At 42.9% G+C, this 16827-nt stretch carries 15 protein-coding genes; 6 read left to right on the forward strand and 9 right to left on the reverse strand.

What is annotated here, in order from left to right; genetic code table 11:
• Window positions 1-37 precede the first annotated feature (37 nt).
• Window positions 38-286 (forward strand): hypothetical protein, encoded by a 249-nt coding sequence (locus H9649_RS04905; RefSeq protein WP_191693600.1) that lies wholly within the window; start codon window positions 38-40, stop codon window positions 284-286.
• A gap of 56 nt (window positions 287-342) precedes the next feature.
• On the opposite strand, the gene H9649_RS04910 is transcribed toward H9649_RS04905, so the two are convergent.
• On the reverse strand, window positions 343-1497 hold the full coding sequence (locus tag H9649_RS04910; RefSeq protein ID WP_191693601.1) for an MFS transporter: 1155 nt from the start codon (window positions 1495-1497) through the stop codon (window positions 343-345).
• Between the two features lie 152 nt (window positions 1498-1649).
• Here H9649_RS04910 and H9649_RS04915 point away from each other — a divergent pair, with 152 nt between their 5' ends.
• Window positions 1650-2639, forward strand: coding sequence for a M15 family metallopeptidase (locus tag H9649_RS04915; protein WP_225229669.1), 990 nt, complete (start codon window positions 1650-1652; stop codon window positions 2637-2639).
• A 270-nt stretch (window positions 2640-2909) separates the two neighbouring features.
• Here the strand turns inward: H9649_RS04915 and cls are convergent, their stop codons facing one another.
• Window positions 2910-4361, reverse strand: a complete 1452-nt coding sequence (gene cls / locus H9649_RS04920; protein ID WP_191693602.1) for a cardiolipin synthase — start codon at window positions 4359-4361, stop codon at window positions 2910-2912.
• Between the two features lie 155 nt (window positions 4362-4516).
• Between cls and H9649_RS04925 the strand changes: the two genes are divergently transcribed.
• Window positions 4517-5911: an L-cystine transporter gene (locus tag H9649_RS04925; RefSeq protein ID WP_191693603.1), complete on the forward strand. Its 1395-nt coding sequence runs from the start codon at window positions 4517-4519 to the stop codon at window positions 5909-5911.
• Window positions 5912-5951: 40 nt separating this feature from the next.
• Here the strand turns inward: H9649_RS04925 and H9649_RS04930 are convergent, their stop codons facing one another.
• Window positions 5952-7184 carry a helix-turn-helix transcriptional regulator gene (locus H9649_RS04930; RefSeq protein ID WP_191693604.1) on the reverse strand — a complete coding sequence of 411 codons (1233 nt, stop codon included), beginning with the start codon at window positions 7182-7184 and terminating at the stop codon, window positions 5952-5954.
• 112 nt (window positions 7185-7296) lie between these two features.
• Here H9649_RS04930 and H9649_RS04935 point away from each other — a divergent pair, with 112 nt between their 5' ends.
• Window positions 7297-8604: an MFS transporter gene (locus tag H9649_RS04935; protein ID WP_404828703.1), complete on the forward strand. Its 1308-nt coding sequence runs from the start codon at window positions 7297-7299 to the stop codon at window positions 8602-8604.
• Window positions 8605-8622: 18 nt separating this feature from the next.
• Window positions 8623-9891 carry a S41 family peptidase gene (locus tag H9649_RS04940; RefSeq protein WP_191693606.1) on the forward strand — a complete coding sequence of 423 codons (1269 nt, stop codon included), beginning with the start codon at window positions 8623-8625 and terminating at the stop codon, window positions 9889-9891.
• A gap of 55 nt (window positions 9892-9946) precedes the next feature.
• Here H9649_RS04940 and H9649_RS04945 read toward each other — a convergent pair whose 3' ends face one another.
• The 5 genes from H9649_RS04945 to H9649_RS04965 all read right to left on the reverse strand — a co-directional run bounded on the left by H9649_RS04945 (window position 9947) and on the right by H9649_RS04965 (window position 14828).
• Window positions 9947-11107, reverse strand: a complete 1161-nt coding sequence (locus tag H9649_RS04945; RefSeq protein ID WP_191693607.1) for an MFS transporter — start codon at window positions 11105-11107, stop codon at window positions 9947-9949.
• 105 nt (window positions 11108-11212) lie between these two features.
• On the reverse strand, window positions 11213-11557 hold the full coding sequence (locus H9649_RS04950) for a DUF6176 family protein (protein WP_191693608.1): 345 nt from the start codon (window positions 11555-11557) through the stop codon (window positions 11213-11215).
• A gap of 237 nt (window positions 11558-11794) precedes the next feature.
• Window positions 11795-14194 carry a heavy metal translocating P-type ATPase gene (locus H9649_RS04955; RefSeq protein WP_191693609.1) on the reverse strand — a complete coding sequence of 800 codons (2400 nt, stop codon included), beginning with the start codon at window positions 14192-14194 and terminating at the stop codon, window positions 11795-11797.
• 75 nt (window positions 14195-14269) lie between these two features.
• The gene (gene copZ, locus H9649_RS04960; protein WP_191693610.1) at window positions 14270-14479 is read right to left on the reverse strand and encodes a copper chaperone CopZ; all 210 of its coding nucleotides are present in this window, start codon (window positions 14477-14479) and stop codon (window positions 14270-14272) included.
• Window positions 14480-14492: 13 nt separating this feature from the next.
• Window positions 14493-14828, reverse strand: coding sequence for a metal-sensitive transcriptional regulator (locus H9649_RS04965; protein WP_318241647.1), 336 nt, complete (start codon window positions 14826-14828; stop codon window positions 14493-14495).
• A 365-nt stretch (window positions 14829-15193) separates the two neighbouring features.
• On the opposite strand from H9649_RS04965, the gene H9649_RS04970 reads away from it, so the two are divergent.
• On the forward strand, window positions 15194-15334 hold the full coding sequence (locus tag H9649_RS04970; protein WP_191693611.1) for an Lmo0850 family protein: 141 nt from the start codon (window positions 15194-15196) through the stop codon (window positions 15332-15334).
• Between the two features lie 33 nt (window positions 15335-15367).
• Here H9649_RS04970 and H9649_RS04975 read toward each other — a convergent pair whose 3' ends face one another.
• Entirely contained in the window at window positions 15368-16549 is a 1182-nt protein-coding gene (locus H9649_RS04975; RefSeq protein ID WP_191693612.1) for an FtsW/RodA/SpoVE family cell cycle protein, read from the reverse strand.
• Window positions 16550-16827: the final 278 nt, after the last annotated feature.

Below are 16827 nucleotides of genomic sequence, written 5' to 3' on the forward strand. Positions count from 1 at the left end.
AGAGCGATCTCCAGCCTTTTTTTGGAGGGAATTAAGTATGAATCAGAAAAAAATGTTCTTATCAGGAATTGGTTTATTGGCAGTAATCGCTTTGGTTTTTGTCGTCCTTGGCAAATTTGACTTGGCGATTCTTGCGATGATGGCACTTTTTACACTAACGAATGCAATGCGCGCCAAGTCGTTTAAAGACCAAGGGCATGTGCGGGAATCAACTTGGATGCGCTATTTGTCAATTTTATTTGCAGTTGCATTCGTTGTTGTGTTTGTGTTGATTTTCTTTGTTTGATTATAAAAACGCTTGTAAGGAAACTACTCTTTCCTCACAAGCGTCCTATAAATGTATTAATAAGCAAAGCGTTTGCGTGTTGCCAATACGATAATGACGGCAGGAATGGTGCACACGGTCATTCCTAAAAATGCGACACTTGGAGAAATCTCATATAAGTATCCAGCTGGGAATGTCAGTACTGCTGTGCTTAGACTCATTGCGAAAGCTGCATAAAATCCTTGAGCGGCCGCAATTTTCGAGTGTGGCAATTGTTTTGAAATGTATTGAATGAACGCGTAGTGTGCAATGCCGAATGATACCGCGTGCAACACTTGAGACAAGATGAACACGGCTGTTGTCGGAAATAGGAATATCATAATCCATCGTACAGTCGAACCGATACCTGCGATGAGAAACATTGTGGAAACCCGAACATCCGATAGAAAACGATCTGCTTGTGTGAAAAATAGTATTTCAAATAAAACCGCGATATTTAAAATGACGCCAATATAAAAACCGTTAACATTCAAATCATCAAGAAACAGGAATCCGTAATTATAATACGATGCATGCGCACCTTGTAAAAGAATGGCGAGTAGCATGATAATCGGAAAACCTTTTGTTTCAAACAGCGTTTTCGCACCTTGTTTTTCAGAGTGTTTTTCTGCCTTCTCAGGAATTCTTTCCAGAACTGAAGGTGCAGGACGCATGAAAAACAAAAGCATCATCGCAAGTCCACCGATCATCATATAGAGGATGACTTGTTCATCCCAAATAGCTGTTGCAGCCCCTACGAGCAACAGTGCAACTGTATAACCGATTGAACCGAATGACCTACTTTTCCCGTAGTGTATACGCTCTTTTTGCATGAGCACGGACGCACCGCTCTCAACAGCAGGCAGTATGATTGGGTACACAGCACTGAATAACATCGTAATGATCAGCAATGCGATGAAGGGTGAAGATGGTATATATAAAATTGCTGCGAACAGTGAGAGTACTGTGGACCATTTAATGACTCGGATGTAAGATGTACGTTGCGTCAAATAAGGGAAAATGACGAACGTTGAGAAAGACCGCATTAACATGCCAGCCCCCATTATAATACTCGCTTTCGTAACGGACATTCCTTTTTCTAATGTCAGGTAGCCTGTCCAATAGGGGACAAAAACTCCCCATGTAAAGAAGAAAGCCAAAAAACTTATCGATAGCCATCTTTGATTATTCATTCACTGATCCTCGCAATCTTTCATTTACACATATAACAATAAATGATAGCATACATAGATTGGAAAGAAAATGATATATAGTCACGGATGCTTTGCCATTGATTTATTTACAATCAGCAAGTATTTTTGAAATGAAGGAAGGCCACGAATAAATGAACCGAAAAAATAAGAAAAATCAACATGCGAAATCTAATAAAGCGCTACCCATCACATTACTGATCGTCGGCATACTCATGACGGCAATCGTTGTCTGGTTCGGATTTAATAATTGGGATGTTAATAAAAGCCTTACACAGATCGGTTTAGGCAATGAAGAGCCTAGAGAAGTTGAAATTGATCCGGAAGAAGTGACGGAACCTGAAGAGGAGCCTGCTATTGAAGAGGAAGATTCTGAGATTGAGGAACCCGATGTCGAAGAAGAACCTGTCATTGAAGAGCCACCTGCAGAAGTAGAAGAGCCGGTGACGGAAACACCTGTGCCGGAGAAGAAACCGGAAATAAAACCGGAAACGAAACCTGAAAAACCGTCTCCACCCAAAGACACTAAGCCTCCAGTGACGGTCAAACCACCGGGTACTCCGAACAAAAGCGGCTATATTGAAGGGCAGAAACTTCCCGACAAGCCGACATACGTTAACGGTATTTTGATTGCAAATAAAAAATATCCGCTGCCAAGTACATACGCACCTGGGGAAAGTAAGGGAGCGCGAGCGGCTTTCGATGAAATGGCAGCAGAAGCTAAGCTGTCCGGATTTAATCTGAAAGCTTTCAGCACATATCGTCCATACGATTATCAAGTCGGCCTCTACGAACGGTATGTTAAAAAAGATGGCGTCGAAGCTGCAGATCGCTACAGCGCAAGACCGGGTTATTCTGAACACCAAACAGGTCTCGCATTTGATATTGGTGAAGTAAACTTTGAACAGCACTGGGCATCCTCATCATTTGGTGGTACTGAGGCCGGCAAGTGGGTCGCTGCAAACGCACATCGTTACGGTTTCATATTGCGATACCCGAAAGGCAAAGAGGAAATCACCGGCTACATGCATGAGTCATGGCACTTCCGCTACGTCGGGACAGAAGTTGCGAGTGACATTTACAACCGTAATATTACGTTGGAAGAATATCTAGGATTGAAATAATAGAAATCCACCTATCTTGTAATCTGGATAGGTGGATTTTTTTGATGAAGGATTGATTTGACGAATGACTGCTCAATACAGAGGAGGAACCGCTCAATGTAGTGCGAGAACCGCTCAATACAGAGGATGAACCGCTCAATGTAGTGCGAGAACCGCTCAATACAGAGGATGAACCGCTCAATGTAGGACGGAATCCACCCTCAAGCCCAAACGACCACACCCAAATCGAAAAAAGCGCAAGAGGATCCCCCGCGCTCATTCATATAAACCTTATAATATCGGCGACAGCAATCGTGACACCGACTCTTTAATCTTAATGCCACGCGTCCGATTCAAATACATATCGTACGTCAACTCAGTCGACAATTGCATATCCGATTCAAATAGCTCCGCCAATTCATGCGATTTCTCGCGGTCGTAGATGAAGGCGTTGATTTCAAAGTTAAGTTTGAAACTACGCACGTCGATATTTGCTGTACCAACCGTTGACACTTCATCGTCCACAACAATCTGCTTCGAGTGAATGAAGCCGTTTTCGTAAATATACACTTTTGCCCCAGCTTTCAACAGCTTTCCAACATTCGAATAGGTCGCCCAGTAAACGAACATATGATCAGGCTTATTCGGAATCATAATGCGCACATCAACGCCAGACAAACAGGCAATCCGCAAGGCATCAAGGAAACTGACATCCGGAATGAAGTATGGTGTCTGAATATAGATATACTCCTTCGCAAGAAAAATCATCTTCAAATAGCCGTCTTTAATCTGTTCCCATTCTGCGTCAGGTCCGCTTGACACAATTTGCAAGCCGACTGAACCTTTCATTGGGATAGCAGGGAAGTAACGTTCTGCATAATCGATATCTTCCAATGCAGACGCTTGGTTCCAATCCAACAAGAAGCGAGTCTGCAAAGGATGTATAGCACTGCCTTCAATCCGTAGATGCGTATCACGCCAATAGCCGAATTTCTTATCGAGCCCTAGATATTCGTCACCTACGTTAAAGCCGCCGACATAGCCAATGCGTCCGTCAATGACAACGATTTTTCGGTGATTTCGGTAATTGAGTCGTGGATTAATGAGTGGGAGGATGGCTGGGAAGAAAGCGGCGACTTCACCACCAGCGTCCGACAATTCTTTCAAATGCTTGATGCGTAAGCCTCGCGAACCTATATCATCATAGAGGACACGCACTTTGACACCTTGTTTTGCTTTCTTGATTAACACGTTCAGGATTTTCGTGCCTAATGAATCTAAACGCAAAATATAATATTGGAAATGAATGTGATCTTTTGCCTGCTCCAAGTCGTTCAACAAAGCCTCGAATTTTGCAGCTCCGTCATTAAAAACTTGCACATCATTATCCTGCGTTAAAACAGCGTGGTTGTTTCGTAAATGGAGATAAATCATATCGTGATAATGAGCAGTATCGTCTAATCTGAATTCGAATCTATTTTCTTCGATGGCTTCAATCTGATAATCAATTAGCGTTTCAATTCCAATTCGGTTTTTACCGGACCAGCGGAAAGAGTGCTTATCTCTTAATTTCCTGCCAAAAAGAAGGTAGATGACGAACCCTGCCAATGGAATGAAAAATAAGACAAGGAGCCAAGCCCAAGTTGAAGTGGGGTCTCTACGTTCGAGAAAAATAAGCGCAATCGCAAGTAATGTGTTTAAAATGTAAATGATCGTAATAGAAACCGTTATAAATCCTGCCATATACGCCCTCCTTAGTTGGTTCTCATACTAGTATACAGAAAAGCACTGTAAAAAGTAGAATATATCATGCTGATTTTAAAACCTACTTGACCGATATGAATTAGGGGTATATAGTTTGCATATGTTATTAAAAGAATTGAAATGGGGGATGACAAATGAATACATTTTTATTGTTCGTAAATATTCTAGGTTTATTGCTCTTGATCGGTGTGCTTTATACTATGCACAGGAAAGGGATTTCGTTTTCTAAAAGGGTATTTACCGGTCTTGGACTAGGAATTCTTTTTGGTTTTATTTTGCATATCGCTTACGGTGCTGAGTCAGAGGTGTTGGCTAAATCGGTCAGCTGGTTCAATATCGTTGGAACAGGCTATGTGAAACTTCTTCAAATGATTGTGGTACCACTTGTTTTCATTTCAATTCTTGGTGCTTTCACGAAAGTGACGATTGGAAAGAACTTCGGGAAAATGGCGGGAATGATTTTGGGTATACTTGTCGGTACGACAGCGATTGCCGCGATCATCGGAATTTCTTCGTCATTGTTGTTCGGCTTGGATGCTTCAGAAATTATCCAAGGGGAAGCGGAAGCGGCCAGAGGTCTCTCCCTTGAAGAGCGATCTGCAACAATGGCTGACAAGGCTTTGCCAGATCAAATCCTTGATCTGTTACCAGCAAATCCATTTCTGGACTTTACAGGTGCCCGTCCGACGTCGACGATTGGTGTCGTTATCTTCGCAGCATTTCTCGGTTTTGCCTATTTAGCATTAACAAGACGTGACAAAGAAAATGCGGACAGGGTAAAAAAGGGGATAGACGCTATTTATTCACTCATCATGGGTGTTGTGAGAATTGTATTACGATTAACGCCTTACGGTATCTTGGCGATCATTTCAAAAACTGTTGCAACCTCTGACTTTGCGGCAATTTATAGCTTAGGGAAATTTGTTCTTGCTTCCTATGTTGCGCTACTCGTCATGTTCATTATCCACTTGGTCATCATTACGATTTCGGGACTTAACCCGCTGACCTATGTAAAGAAGACAGCGGAAGCCTTGCTATTCGCCTTTTCTTCAAGATCGAGTGCGGGTACATTGCCACTTACCATCAAAACACAAACTGACCGACTCGGCGTCCCTGATGGAATCGCTAACTTCTCGGGTTCGTTTGGCTTATCAATTGGACAGAATGGCTGTGCAGGCGTATATCCAGCGATGCTTGCTGTCATGATTGCGCCAACCGTTGGACAAAATCCATTGGAACCGACATTCCTGATTACGTTGATAGCCATTGTCGCTGTCAGTTCGTTCGGTGTTGCAGGAGTCGGTGGAGGAGCGACATTCGCAGCGATTCTTGTGCTATCTGCCCTCAATTTACCAATTGCTCTGGCAGGTTTATTAATTTCCGTCGAACCGCTTATCGATATGGGGCGGACAGCATTGAATGTCAGTGGTTCCATGACTGCAGGTGTTGCAACTGCTCGTGTGACAGGGGAGTTAAACCAAGATATATACAACGACTCAATTGAAAAACAATCAATAGAAGCTTCCTAATGAAAAAGCCGCAAAAGTATCCAAACTTTTGCGGCTTTTATCATGAAGTTGTTTGTATCAATTTAAGCGTGTCCATAATGAAGTCTTTATATGGTGATGCGGGCATCGGTGTAATAGCAGTAACCGCTTCCTCTATGGCGATGAATGCTTTCGTCTTTTCTCCCAGAGCCAAGTGACAAAGTGCAATATACGCATCTTTCGCATAAAAAAGAGACAAATCGAAAGGATGGTGCAAGAAGTCAGGAATTTTGACCTTTTTCAAGTGGACGATCGCTTCAGCATACTTTTCTAAACCGAATTTTGCTTTTCCTATCTCTAAAGAAATGTATGGGGAAAAGTGGCTAGGAAACTGCTTTTTCTCATCCCTAAATTTCTGAATGGAATCGAGCGCTTCTTGATAGGACTTTTTATAAGTTGTAAGGTAATGGACATTTGAAAATCTATTAAAAAAACGTGGGTCCTCATCATCTGAAAACTCGGCATATAACTCAAGCTTCCGATTATAGTAAATTCGCGATTCCTCATCACCTGTCATCATTGCGTTGAATGAAGCCATTCGATATAAATGATCAATGCGGTAAAATACCCGCTTTTTCCGTGAAAACTCAATACCTTTGTTCATGACACGAATTGCTTCATCAGGATTTCCAACAGCGAAATGGAGAACGGCCTCTAAATAATCAAAGTCAAGTCGGGTTAGCGAATCAATGAATACGTTACGCGCTTCAATCGCTTTACGTTCTTTCAATAAAATCTCAAGTGAACTTTCGTAGTCGTATTCCGTGAATTTCACCATTGCCCTGAACATCCCGATTGCAGCAAGTCGGGGAATGAGATTCAATTGATGGAAAATCTCGGCTGCTTTATCGGAAGAATTCTGCCAACCTTCTTTCTTTTCGGTATGTAATGCCTGACTATAGATTTCCAATAATCGTCCCGCTTCATACCCCTGATTCAATTTATCGGCAAAAGGCTCGATCAATGCGATGATCTGTACATTTTCATCAGTAAGATCATCAAAATCGGTATGATAAAGTTTTTCCACTTCCATGAGAAGTTTTCGTAACTCATGGATATTCACTTCCTCCAATAGTTCAGAAACTTCAACTCCAAGACGTTCGGCTATATAAGACAAGCTCTCCATCGATGGATTCGCTTTATTGTTTTCAATTAAACTGAGCATCCCTTTTGTAAGGTGATCTCCAGCTAACGCTTCCAATGTAAGCTTCTGTTGTTTGCGTAAAGTTCTAATCCGTTCGCCTAGCGTATACATAAAGAACACCTCCATTGCTTTCGTGGTAGTTTAATTATATTAAACTTTTGCTTGCATTGGAAGAGTTAAGCGTGTTATTATTTGTTTAACTAAATTAAACTTATTGAAAGGAATGAATATTTTGAGTGAAGCATTAAAGTTAAAGAGAGCGACGTACCACTTGTGGACGTTTACAATAAGCAAGCTTATTTCGTCGTTTGGAGCACAAGTTTATGCGCTTGCAATCAGCTTTTATATTTTACAAATGACAGGCTCGGCTACGAGTTTTGCGGCGAACCTCATCTGTAGCATTTTACCAAGGACGCTTATAGCCCCATTTGCTGGATATGTGGCAGATAAGTATCCCAGAAAGACGATTGTTATTACAGCTCAGATTGCAACGACAATTGCAATTGGCGGATTGTTGACGGTAAGTGTCATTTCGGGTCTATCGCTCATTTCGATTTATGCAACGACTGTTGTAATTGCGATTACTTCATCATTTTCAGGAGTTGCCTTCACATCATCGATTACGGGTCTTGTCGATGAAGCTCGTATTCAGAAAGCGATGTCAATGAACCAAATGTCCATTTCATTCGCCGCCATCGCAGGTCCGGCATTAGGTGGTGTATTATATGGAGCGGTGACAATGCCGATATTTCTAGTAATTTATATGTCTGCATCCGGTATTGCAGTTTTGTTGGAGTCAACGATGAACTTTAAGTTATTTGCGAAGCGCAAAGAGATTGTTGAAGGGGAACCAAAAGAATCGATGCTTCAAAGTATGAAAGCTGGTCTCTCCTACTTGAGACTACAGCCGGTCCTCATGACGATCATTTGGATCTCGTTAGTTATCAACTTCTTGTTTGGTGCATTCCAAGTTGGTTATTCCTTTATCCTGATCGAAAAGATGAAAATGGTCTCCACACACTTTGGGTTGACTGAAGGGGCATCTGCTGTCGGAATGATACTAATGTCTATTTACTTATCTGTGCGAAAAGAATTGAAGTACCCGCTGAGAGTCGGCAAGTGGGGAATCATTGGAATGGGGCTAGCGATGGGAGCAGTAATTTTGCCACTGATTACTCAATTCCCGTATAACGGAATGTTTGCCTTTTATGCAACGGTCATGTTCAGCTTTGGTATACTAGTGATCCTCGTCAATACACCAATACAAGTCATGATGCAAAAAATGATTGATGACGATTACAAAGGACGTGTCTTCTCTATTTTGGAAACGATGGCAATGGCATTGATGCCACTGGGAATGGTCCTATTCGGATTCCTTTACGATGTTTTTCCACCACAATGGATCCTTGGCACTTCAAGTGCAGTGTTGATCATCGTCGTACTAATTATGGCTCGGCCATCCGTAGTGCGTAAAGCGCATCCAGAATTGGATAAATCAAAAACAGTTAAAGCAGAAACGGTGCAAGAATAAATAAAACGGGGTGTAGAATTGAAAAATATATTTAACGAAATTGTGCACATCATGAACAATGATTATGCAGGTTGGAAAGATAAAAAAGGTTGCGATCAGCCTGAGAAGTACTTGCGCAAAATCGAAGCTGATGAACAACTATCTAAAGAAGCCTTCAAGCAAATCGTCGAGGACTATTTACTGGACTTCAATGACAGCCATATTCACTTTCTGATGAAGAATACGCAAGATGGAAAAGCGAAAAGCCTTGGTTTCAACATCCGTCGCTTTGAAGATCGGCTCTATGTAACGGAAGTGAATGGAGAATCACGGTTGCAAAAGGGAATGAGTTTCGTTTCCGTAGGTGGGTTAAAGATTCCTGAGTTGAAGGAAAAACATCATCGTTTATTAAACGAAAACCATCCTGAACGTGAAAAGTGGATACCAATTTTAATGCAGTATGCAGAAGGCGAACTCGATGATGGGAATGAAATAAAAAACTTCACATTCAATTCTTATGATAAAAAGCAATACGTCCCGACATACACTGTCAAGGAAGTGGGCAAGGATATACTACTGATGACGATGACTGATTTTATGAATCCTGATGCAATCAGTCAAATGGTCGAGGAAAATAAAGCGCTTCTTGACAGCACGGATAAGTGGATCATCGACGTCCGTGTGAATAACGGTGGTAGTGATTCAAGTTTCCATTCACTGTTCCCGTATTTATTGCCAGAGGAAGGTTTGGAACTTGCAGATCCGGAAGACAAGATGCTGATGAATTGTACGGAAGCAAGCGCAAGACGGGTTATACCCGAACTTGAAGAAGCGCTTGCACAAACGGAAGATGAGCATTCGCGTTTTGTATTGAACATATTCAAACGCGAATGGGATCGTAATAGAGGGAAAGGTTTTGTGGAATTCGATTTCAGTGAGCTTGCAGGCGGCGACACATTTCTGAAAGGGTTGAAACATCCTTCGCGGATTATTGTCATGACGGATGTAATGTGCGGAAGTGCGGGGGATTCGTTTGTTGAGCTTGTTAAGAAATCAAACAAAGTGACAGTCATCGGCAGGGCAACGCTTGGTTTGAATGATTATGCCAACTTGGTCAGCGCAAAATGGGATGAAGGATTTGAACTCATGTATCCGTCATCTCGGCTATCTCGAATCGACAGAGGGGAAGGGATGACGGGTGTTGGTATCACGCCACATATTCATATTCCTTGGACGCCGGAACATCTAACGGAAGACGTTGATTTGAAAAAGGCATTTGAGTTTTTGGCTAATCCCGAGAAGATTTAAATGAAAAAGCGAAGTTCCAAGCCGTTCATTCGAACGTAGGAACTTCGCTTTTTACTTACGCATTTCTTAAAGTTTTCGATGAACTGCGGTACATGAACACGAACATGATTGATAAAATCGCAAGTACGGCGGAGATATAATAAATCTGACCATCCATTTTCGTAATAAGGAATGTAAACAATAAAGGCGCCAAGATGCGGCCCATATTATCCATGGAATATGTCATGCCTGCAGCCGTACCGTATTTCCCTCCGGACTCTTTCGATGTCAATGACACAAGAATTGTTCGTGCGAGTGCGTTACCTGCTGTGAAGACGCTAAGTGCGAATCCCGCCCAGAAAATATTCGTCGTGAACGGTATTAGTAGGAGGCCAATCGCCGTAATGATTTGTGCACCGATAATCCATTTCGTTTCGGAGCCGTTTTTCACACGTCGGACGACTCCACCTTGGATGGCTGCGTCTACGAATCCACTTGCCATGAACAGATAACCGACTTGCTTGATCGTAATGTCGATCTGGTTAATCTGGAACAGCTGGAACGTCGATTCAATCCCCGATAAGATGAACGTCACCATGAACGAAAGGAGGAACAAGTTGCGGATGCGATAACTCCACATCATCGCGCCGCCTTTTGGAAGGAGTGCGCGTTTAGTCGCTTCGCCTGTACGTTTAGGTTCCTTCAGGATGATGCTGGCATACACAAGGATGAGCAGTGTCAAAATACCTGAGCCGATGAAGGGAACTTGCAAACCGTAATGACCGAGTACGCCGCCGAGTGCCGGTCCGAATATGAATCCGAGTCCAATCGACATACCGAGAAAGCCCATATACTTATTGCGGTTTTCTTCAGTCGTCATATCCCCAACAAACCCCGTCACTGCTGTGTATAAAGCACCAGAGAAAACACCACCGACGATACGTGAAATATATAGCATGGGCAAATTATCAATGAATAAAGCAAAAAGGAAAAAGCTTAGACTGAATCCAATAAGTCCAATCATAATCAGTTTTTTACGGCCTGTTCGATCTGATAATGCTCCCCAAAGAGGTGCCGTGAAGAATGAAGCAAGCGCGTATATCGTCAACAGTCCGCCGACGTGTACTTCAGAAAGATTCTGTTGCACAATGACTTCAGGGAGAATTGGAATGATAATCCCGAATCCGAGATAGACAAAAAATTGCACGGACATTAATAGTATTATCGATTTTTTCATAAGAAGACCTGCTTTCTATAACCATTCATATCGTTAGTTTACTCTGTGCGTCAAATGCTTACAAAGAATATGTATATCTCAGCGAGGGGATGAATAAGATTGAATTCATCTCATTGAGTTGCGGACCTTCTCAGGAATCATAACGACTTCTGTTTTTAAATCGATACCAGGAAAAGTTTCGTCAATGCATTCCGCCCAAAACGCCATATGCTTCTCGTCAATCCAATGTTCCGATTGCTCGACTTCCTGCCCACCTTCCCCTTGAATCGAATACCAGTATAAATACTCGTCGCCGTTCAAGTGTTCACGGAAAATGGTCTCCACATACATTTTCTCGCCGTCTAAGGTAACGAGCACATCTTGCATATTGTCTTTCAGGAATTGCATCCATTCGTCCACTTTTTCTGATTTGCCTTGTTTCACTTTGAATCTGGTAAGTTCGATATTCATCATTTTCCTCCTAAAGAAAGTTATTTTCTTTCGTTAAATTTATCACTTTTTCACATAAAATTCATCTGCTTAGGTACTCTGAAAAGGGGAGTCGGTGATAACACCAGGAGAGTCGGTGATAACCTAAGGGGAGTCGGTGATAACTCCAGGAGAGTCGGTGATAACCTCTGAAGAGTCGGTGATAATGCGAAAATCCCCTCGCCCGTTTCTAGGAGGCGAAGGGGATTCGAAGAAGCATTATCTCAACTTCACACGCTGCAATCGTAGCGCGTTCAACACAACGGATACCGAACTGAATGCCATCGCTGCACCTGCAACCCACGGCGCCAACAGTCCAGCGGCGGCGATTGGAATACCGATAGAATTATAGGCGAGTGCCCAGAATAGGTTCTGTTTAATATTTCTCACAGTCAATCGGCTCATTCGAATTGTATCGGCTACACGTAACAAATCACCGTGCATCAATGTAACATCCGCTGCTTCCATCGCTACAGCCGTTCCCGTACCCATCGCCATTCCGATATCCGCGACAGCCAGTGCAGGTGCGTCATTAATACCGTCACCAACCATCGCCACGCGCTTGCCTTCAGCTTGTAAGGAAGCGATGACTTCCGCTTTGCGCTCGGGTAATACGCCTGCATAAACGTTTTCGACACCAGCATTTGCGGCGATAGCACGAGCCGTTCGTTCTTGGTCGCCTGTTAGCATAATTACAGTAAGTCCTAGGTCGTGAAGTTCTTGAATCGCTTGCTTAGATGTGGCTTTTATTGTATCTGCAACAGCGATTGTAGCAACGTGAACGCCATTCATCGCCATATACATGACAGTCTTTCCTTCGTTCTCAAGAGGTTCAGCATCACCAATCGCATCATTCAGTCCGATCTTTTGATCAGCTAGCAATTTCCGAGTGCCCATGAATATCGTCGAGCCGCGCACAGTGGAGCGTATTCCGTGGCCTGGGATTGCTTCGAATTTCTCGTCATTTGGAATCGTACCAACTGTATCGAGTCCGAACGATGTGATTGCTTTAGCGACAGGGTGCTCTGAATCACTTTCTGCCGCAGCCGCCAATCCAATAAGAACATTTCGGTCCCTTCCTTCAGCAACTAGAAAATCCGTTACAACAGGAACGCCGTTCGTGATCGTACCGGTTTTATCGAGGACAACCGTATCGATTGACCGCGTCTGTTCCATCGCTTCTGCCGTTTTGAATAAAACCCCTTGCTCCGCAGCACGTCCTGAGCCTGCCATAATCGATGTCGGGGTCGCAAGTCCGAGTGCGCAAGGACAAGCGATTACAAGAACGGCGATCATCGAAGTCAAGCTTTGAGCAAAGTCGCCAGACGTTACAACGAAATACCATACAAGGAAAGTGATTACAGCAATTCCAACGACAACTGGGACGAATACACCAGAAATCTGGTCAGCAAGCCGTTGTATAGGTGCTTTGGAACCCTGTGCTTCTTCAACGATACGAATAATATTGGAAAGCATTGTATCTTTACCGATTTTATTTGCCCGAACGCGCAATGAGCCATTTGAATTGACGGTCGCTGCAAAAACAGAGTCATTCACTTTTTTATCAACGGGCAAGCTTTCGCCAGTAAGCATCGATTCATCTACAGCGGATTCGCCTGAAACGACTTCCGCATCGACCGGAATCGATGCACCGGGACGGATGACGAGAATATCGCCAATCTGTACATCTGCAATCGGGATTTCAGAAATAACACCGTTCTTCTCAACAGACGCCATCGTCGGTTGCAAGCCCATCAGTTTCTTAATAGCATCCGATGAGCGTCCTTTTGCGCGGGCTTCAAATACTTTTCCGAGCAAAATAAGCGTAATTAAAACAGCACTCGTTTCAAAGTATAGGCCGTGATTTGAATCTATTAACACTAAATAGACAGAATAGAAATAGGCCGCTGACGTTCCGAGTGCAACGAGCACATCCATATTCGCGCTTTTATTGCGAAGTGCAAAATACGCACCTTCATAAAATATCCACCCGATTGCAAACTGGACAGGTGTGGCGAGGAACCATTGTACGTAAGGATGCATGAATAGGTCTGGTACAGGCATCCACGATGTAAATGAAAAATGAGCGAACATTGTCCATAGAAGCGGGAAGGAGAGAGCTGCTGAAATGAAGAATAACTTTGTCTTATAGCGTATTTCCTTCTGACGGTGATCCTCTGCTCCATCAGGTATATCACTTTTTAGTTCAGCGCCGTAACCCATTGTTTTTATTTTTGAAATGACATCTGTTGCGCTCATGACAGCTGGATCATATTGAACTTTACCGGTTTCAAGTGCTAGATTGACGGTTGCCGACTGGACACCTTCTGTACGTGATAATACTTTCTCGATACGAGCGGAACAAGCAGAACAGGTCATGCCTGTAATTTGAAAATCGACTTCTTCCTTTACAGTATCAAAACCGAGAGAACGGATTTTTTCTTCGATTGTTCGTATGTCAGTCTGGTCTTTATCATAGGTTACAACCGCTTTTTCAGTTGCAAAATTGACGGCAGCTGATTCGATGCCATCTAGACGACTCAGTCCTTTTTCTATCCGATTTGCACATGCGCTACAAGTCATGCCTGTGATAGCGATATCTTTTTTTGTGTTAGTCATATGACCACCTTCTTTCATTTTGAAGTACCCTCAGGGGGTATGTTTGAGAGCGAAAGAAACTGCGGAAATCCGCAGTTATGCAACGTCAAAGCCCTGATCTTCAATTGTATCGGAGATTTTCTTCACATCAACTTGGTTGCTTTCAAAATCCACATCGACTGTGCCGGCTTCCAGATTTACTTGTACGGAATTTACACCGTCTAATTTACCTACGTTGTCTTCAATCGTTTTTACACAATGTCCACAAGACATACCTGTTACGTTTAATGTTGTTTTTTCTGTCATAATTAATCTCTCCTTATTTTCGCATCAGTTTTGTTATCGTAACTAGTAGTTCATCGAGTACTTCTACATCGCCTTCTGCAAGTCGGTCTTTCACACAGCCTTTTAAGTGGCCGTCCAACAAAACTTTGGCAACGCTATTTAGAGCGGATTGTGTAGCAGATAATTGGGTGATAATATCATCACAATACACATCCGTTTCTACCATTCCTTTAATACCACGGATTTGCCCTTCGATACGATTGAGCCGGTGGATTAAATTTGTCTTAACGCTATCAGGATGATGACTTTTTCTGCAAGTCGTCGCTTCAATATGCAACTCAGTTACATCGTTCAAGTAGTCATTTGTCAAGATTGTACCTCCTTCTCTTCTTTTATGATATTATACCCTATTGGGGTATGTCAATCATTTGGCTTTACTTCCTTCTTTCCTAATTAACGAGTTCGTTGAAAGGTTTCAAATACCCTTTATTTAAAATGAAAATGGTGTTTAATCTATGGGAAAAGGTGGAATAGCTGTTATGTATGAGAAAATCTCAATATGATGTATAGAAAATTTACAAAAAGCCTACAATTGTAACATAAATGAAAGATTTAAAAGTGGACTTTAGTGGTATAATCTGTATAGAAGATTATTAATATGGATTTTATATCGGTATTGAAACTTTCCATGCAGTAGATACGTCAACAACATATAGAAAGGTCGAGGTGGAAAAGATGGCGAAAGAAAAGGTTGATTTAAAGAAAATCATCTCCAACTTGGCGAAGTTGGGTGTTTCGGCAACCGCAACGAAATCCCGTCTAGATATGCTGAAAGCCCTCGCGCCACCTGTAAATGACCCGCAAATACAGTCATAAAAAAAGCTCCCACATTTTAATGTGGGAGCTTTTTTATTCTTCATCTTTACTAAACATATACGTCCGATGGTGGAATTTCATGCTGAAGATCAGGCCGATGGCGAGCATGTTGCCCATGAGGGAACTGCCGCCGTAGCTGATGAACGGTAAGGGAATTCCGGTGATCGGGAGCAGTTGGATGGTCATGCCGATGTTTTCGAAGACGTGGAATGTAATCATGGCGATGATCCCTGCGCAAATATACGTACTGAACGGGTCTTTTAGTTCAAGCGTAATTTTCGTCATATGATAGATGAGAAGAAAGTATAGGCAAATGACGAGGCTTGCGCCGACGAATCCCCATTCTTCTCCGATAGTGCTGAAGATGAAATCGGTATGGCTTTCGGGTACATACACTTCACGTCCTTGGAATCCTTTGCCGAATACTTGGCCGGATCCGATGGCGTTCAGTGAAGTGATCAAGTTATGTCCTTCATTTGAAGCGTATGAGTATGGGTCTATCCATGAATAGATCCGCTCGAAATGATAGGGTCTGAATCCGAACTTTGCAAGGAACTCTTGTGCATATAGCGCCATCCAAAGTAGCATTGCACCGAGTGTTGCAGTGCCTAGGAAAATGGGGAGAATAATGCGCCAAGTAATTCCCGCTACAATAATCAGTGCTGCAGTTATGGCGATGAAAACTAGGCCCGTTCCTAAGTCAGGTTGTTTCATGATGAAAGCGAGTGGCAACAAGAGAATGGCGAAGATTTTACCGAGTAACATGAAATCGGTCTGCAACGTCTTCTCCAAATACTTCTCATGGTGTTTCGTTATGGCGCGTGCAAGTCCGATAATGAAGAACGTCTTCATAAACTCTGCGGGTTGGATGCTTCCGACACCAAAAGGTAAGTGGAACCAACTTTTCGCTCCGTTACGTGGAGCAACGAGTGACATGCCGTCTGGGAGGATGAACAGCAGGAAGAGCATGAATATCCCGCCGCCATATATAATCCAAGCTGCTTTTTTATATTGTTCAGGCTCCAAGTACATCGTAACCGCAATGATGATTGAGCCGACGACATACCATTGGATTTGGGACGGGATGAAATTTTTCGTATACTGGCCTGTTGTTTGTGCAGAGGCGATTGCAATAATGCTTATGACGCCGAATAGCAAAAGGATGAATGCGAGTGGCCAGTCGAAACGATCCTCGGGTTTTTTAGTTGGATTCATATGTTCACCTTATAAGTAGTCAGGATAGGTTTGTGCTAGATGTTCATTATACCTGTAAAATCTGTTGGAATCATACGTTTTTTGTTGTTAATTATTTCATTCAATCCAGCTTCAGGCGCCAGAGGCTCGGGTCATAAGTCAAAAATGCTAAGCGGGAAGGGCGCCGCTTTTCATTTCCGCCTTATGCCTGTCGCCTCTAGGCAGGCGCCTTCCGCTTTTTCATACAATCCAGCTTCAGGCGCCAGAGGCTCGGGTCATAAGTCAAAAATGCTAAGCGG

The organism is Sporosarcina quadrami, assembly GCF_014836615.1.
GTDB lineage: Bacteria > Bacillota > Bacilli > Bacillales_A > Planococcaceae > Sporosarcina > Sporosarcina quadrami.

Bases quoted from the DNA above. Each gene is read 5' to 3' on its own strand.
- H9649_RS04905 (WP_191693600.1), top strand. From the start codon at position 38: ATGAATCAGAAAAAAATGTTCTTATCAGGAATTGGTTTATTGGCAGTA.
- H9649_RS04910 (WP_191693601.1), bottom strand. From the start codon at position 1,497: ATGAATAATCAAAGATGGCTATCGATAAGTTTTTTGGCTTTCTTCTTT.
- H9649_RS04915 (WP_225229669.1), top strand. From the start codon at position 1,650: ATGAACCGAAAAAATAAGAAAAATCAACATGCGAAATCTAATAAAGCG.
- cls (WP_191693602.1), bottom strand. From the start codon at position 4,361: ATGGCAGGATTTATAACGGTTTCTATTACGATCATTTACATTTTAAAC.
- H9649_RS04925 (WP_191693603.1), top strand. From the start codon at position 4,517: ATGAATACATTTTTATTGTTCGTAAATATTCTAGGTTTATTGCTCTTG.
- H9649_RS04930 (WP_191693604.1), bottom strand. From the start codon at position 7,184: ATGTATACGCTAGGCGAACGGATTAGAACTTTACGCAAACAACAGAAG.
- H9649_RS04935 (WP_404828703.1), top strand. From the start codon at position 7,297: ATGAATATTTTGAGTGAAGCATTAAAGTTAAAGAGAGCGACGTACCAC.
- H9649_RS04945 (WP_191693607.1), bottom strand. From the start codon at position 11,107: ATGAAAAAATCGATAATACTATTAATGTCCGTGCAATTTTTTGTCTAT.
- H9649_RS04950 (WP_191693608.1), bottom strand. From the start codon at position 11,557: ATGAATATCGAACTTACCAGATTCAAAGTGAAACAAGGCAAATCAGAA.
- H9649_RS04955 (WP_191693609.1), bottom strand. From the start codon at position 14,194: ATGACTAACACAAAAAAAGATATCGCTATCACAGGCATGACTTGTAGC.
- copZ (WP_191693610.1), bottom strand. From the start codon at position 14,479: ATGACAGAAAAAACAACATTAAACGTAACAGGTATGTCTTGTGGACAT.
- H9649_RS04970 (WP_191693611.1), top strand. From the start codon at position 15,194: ATGGCGAAAGAAAAGGTTGATTTAAAGAAAATCATCTCCAACTTGGCG.
- H9649_RS04975 (WP_191693612.1), bottom strand. From the start codon at position 16,549: ATGAATCCAACTAAAAAACCCGAGGATCGTTTCGACTGGCCACTCGCA.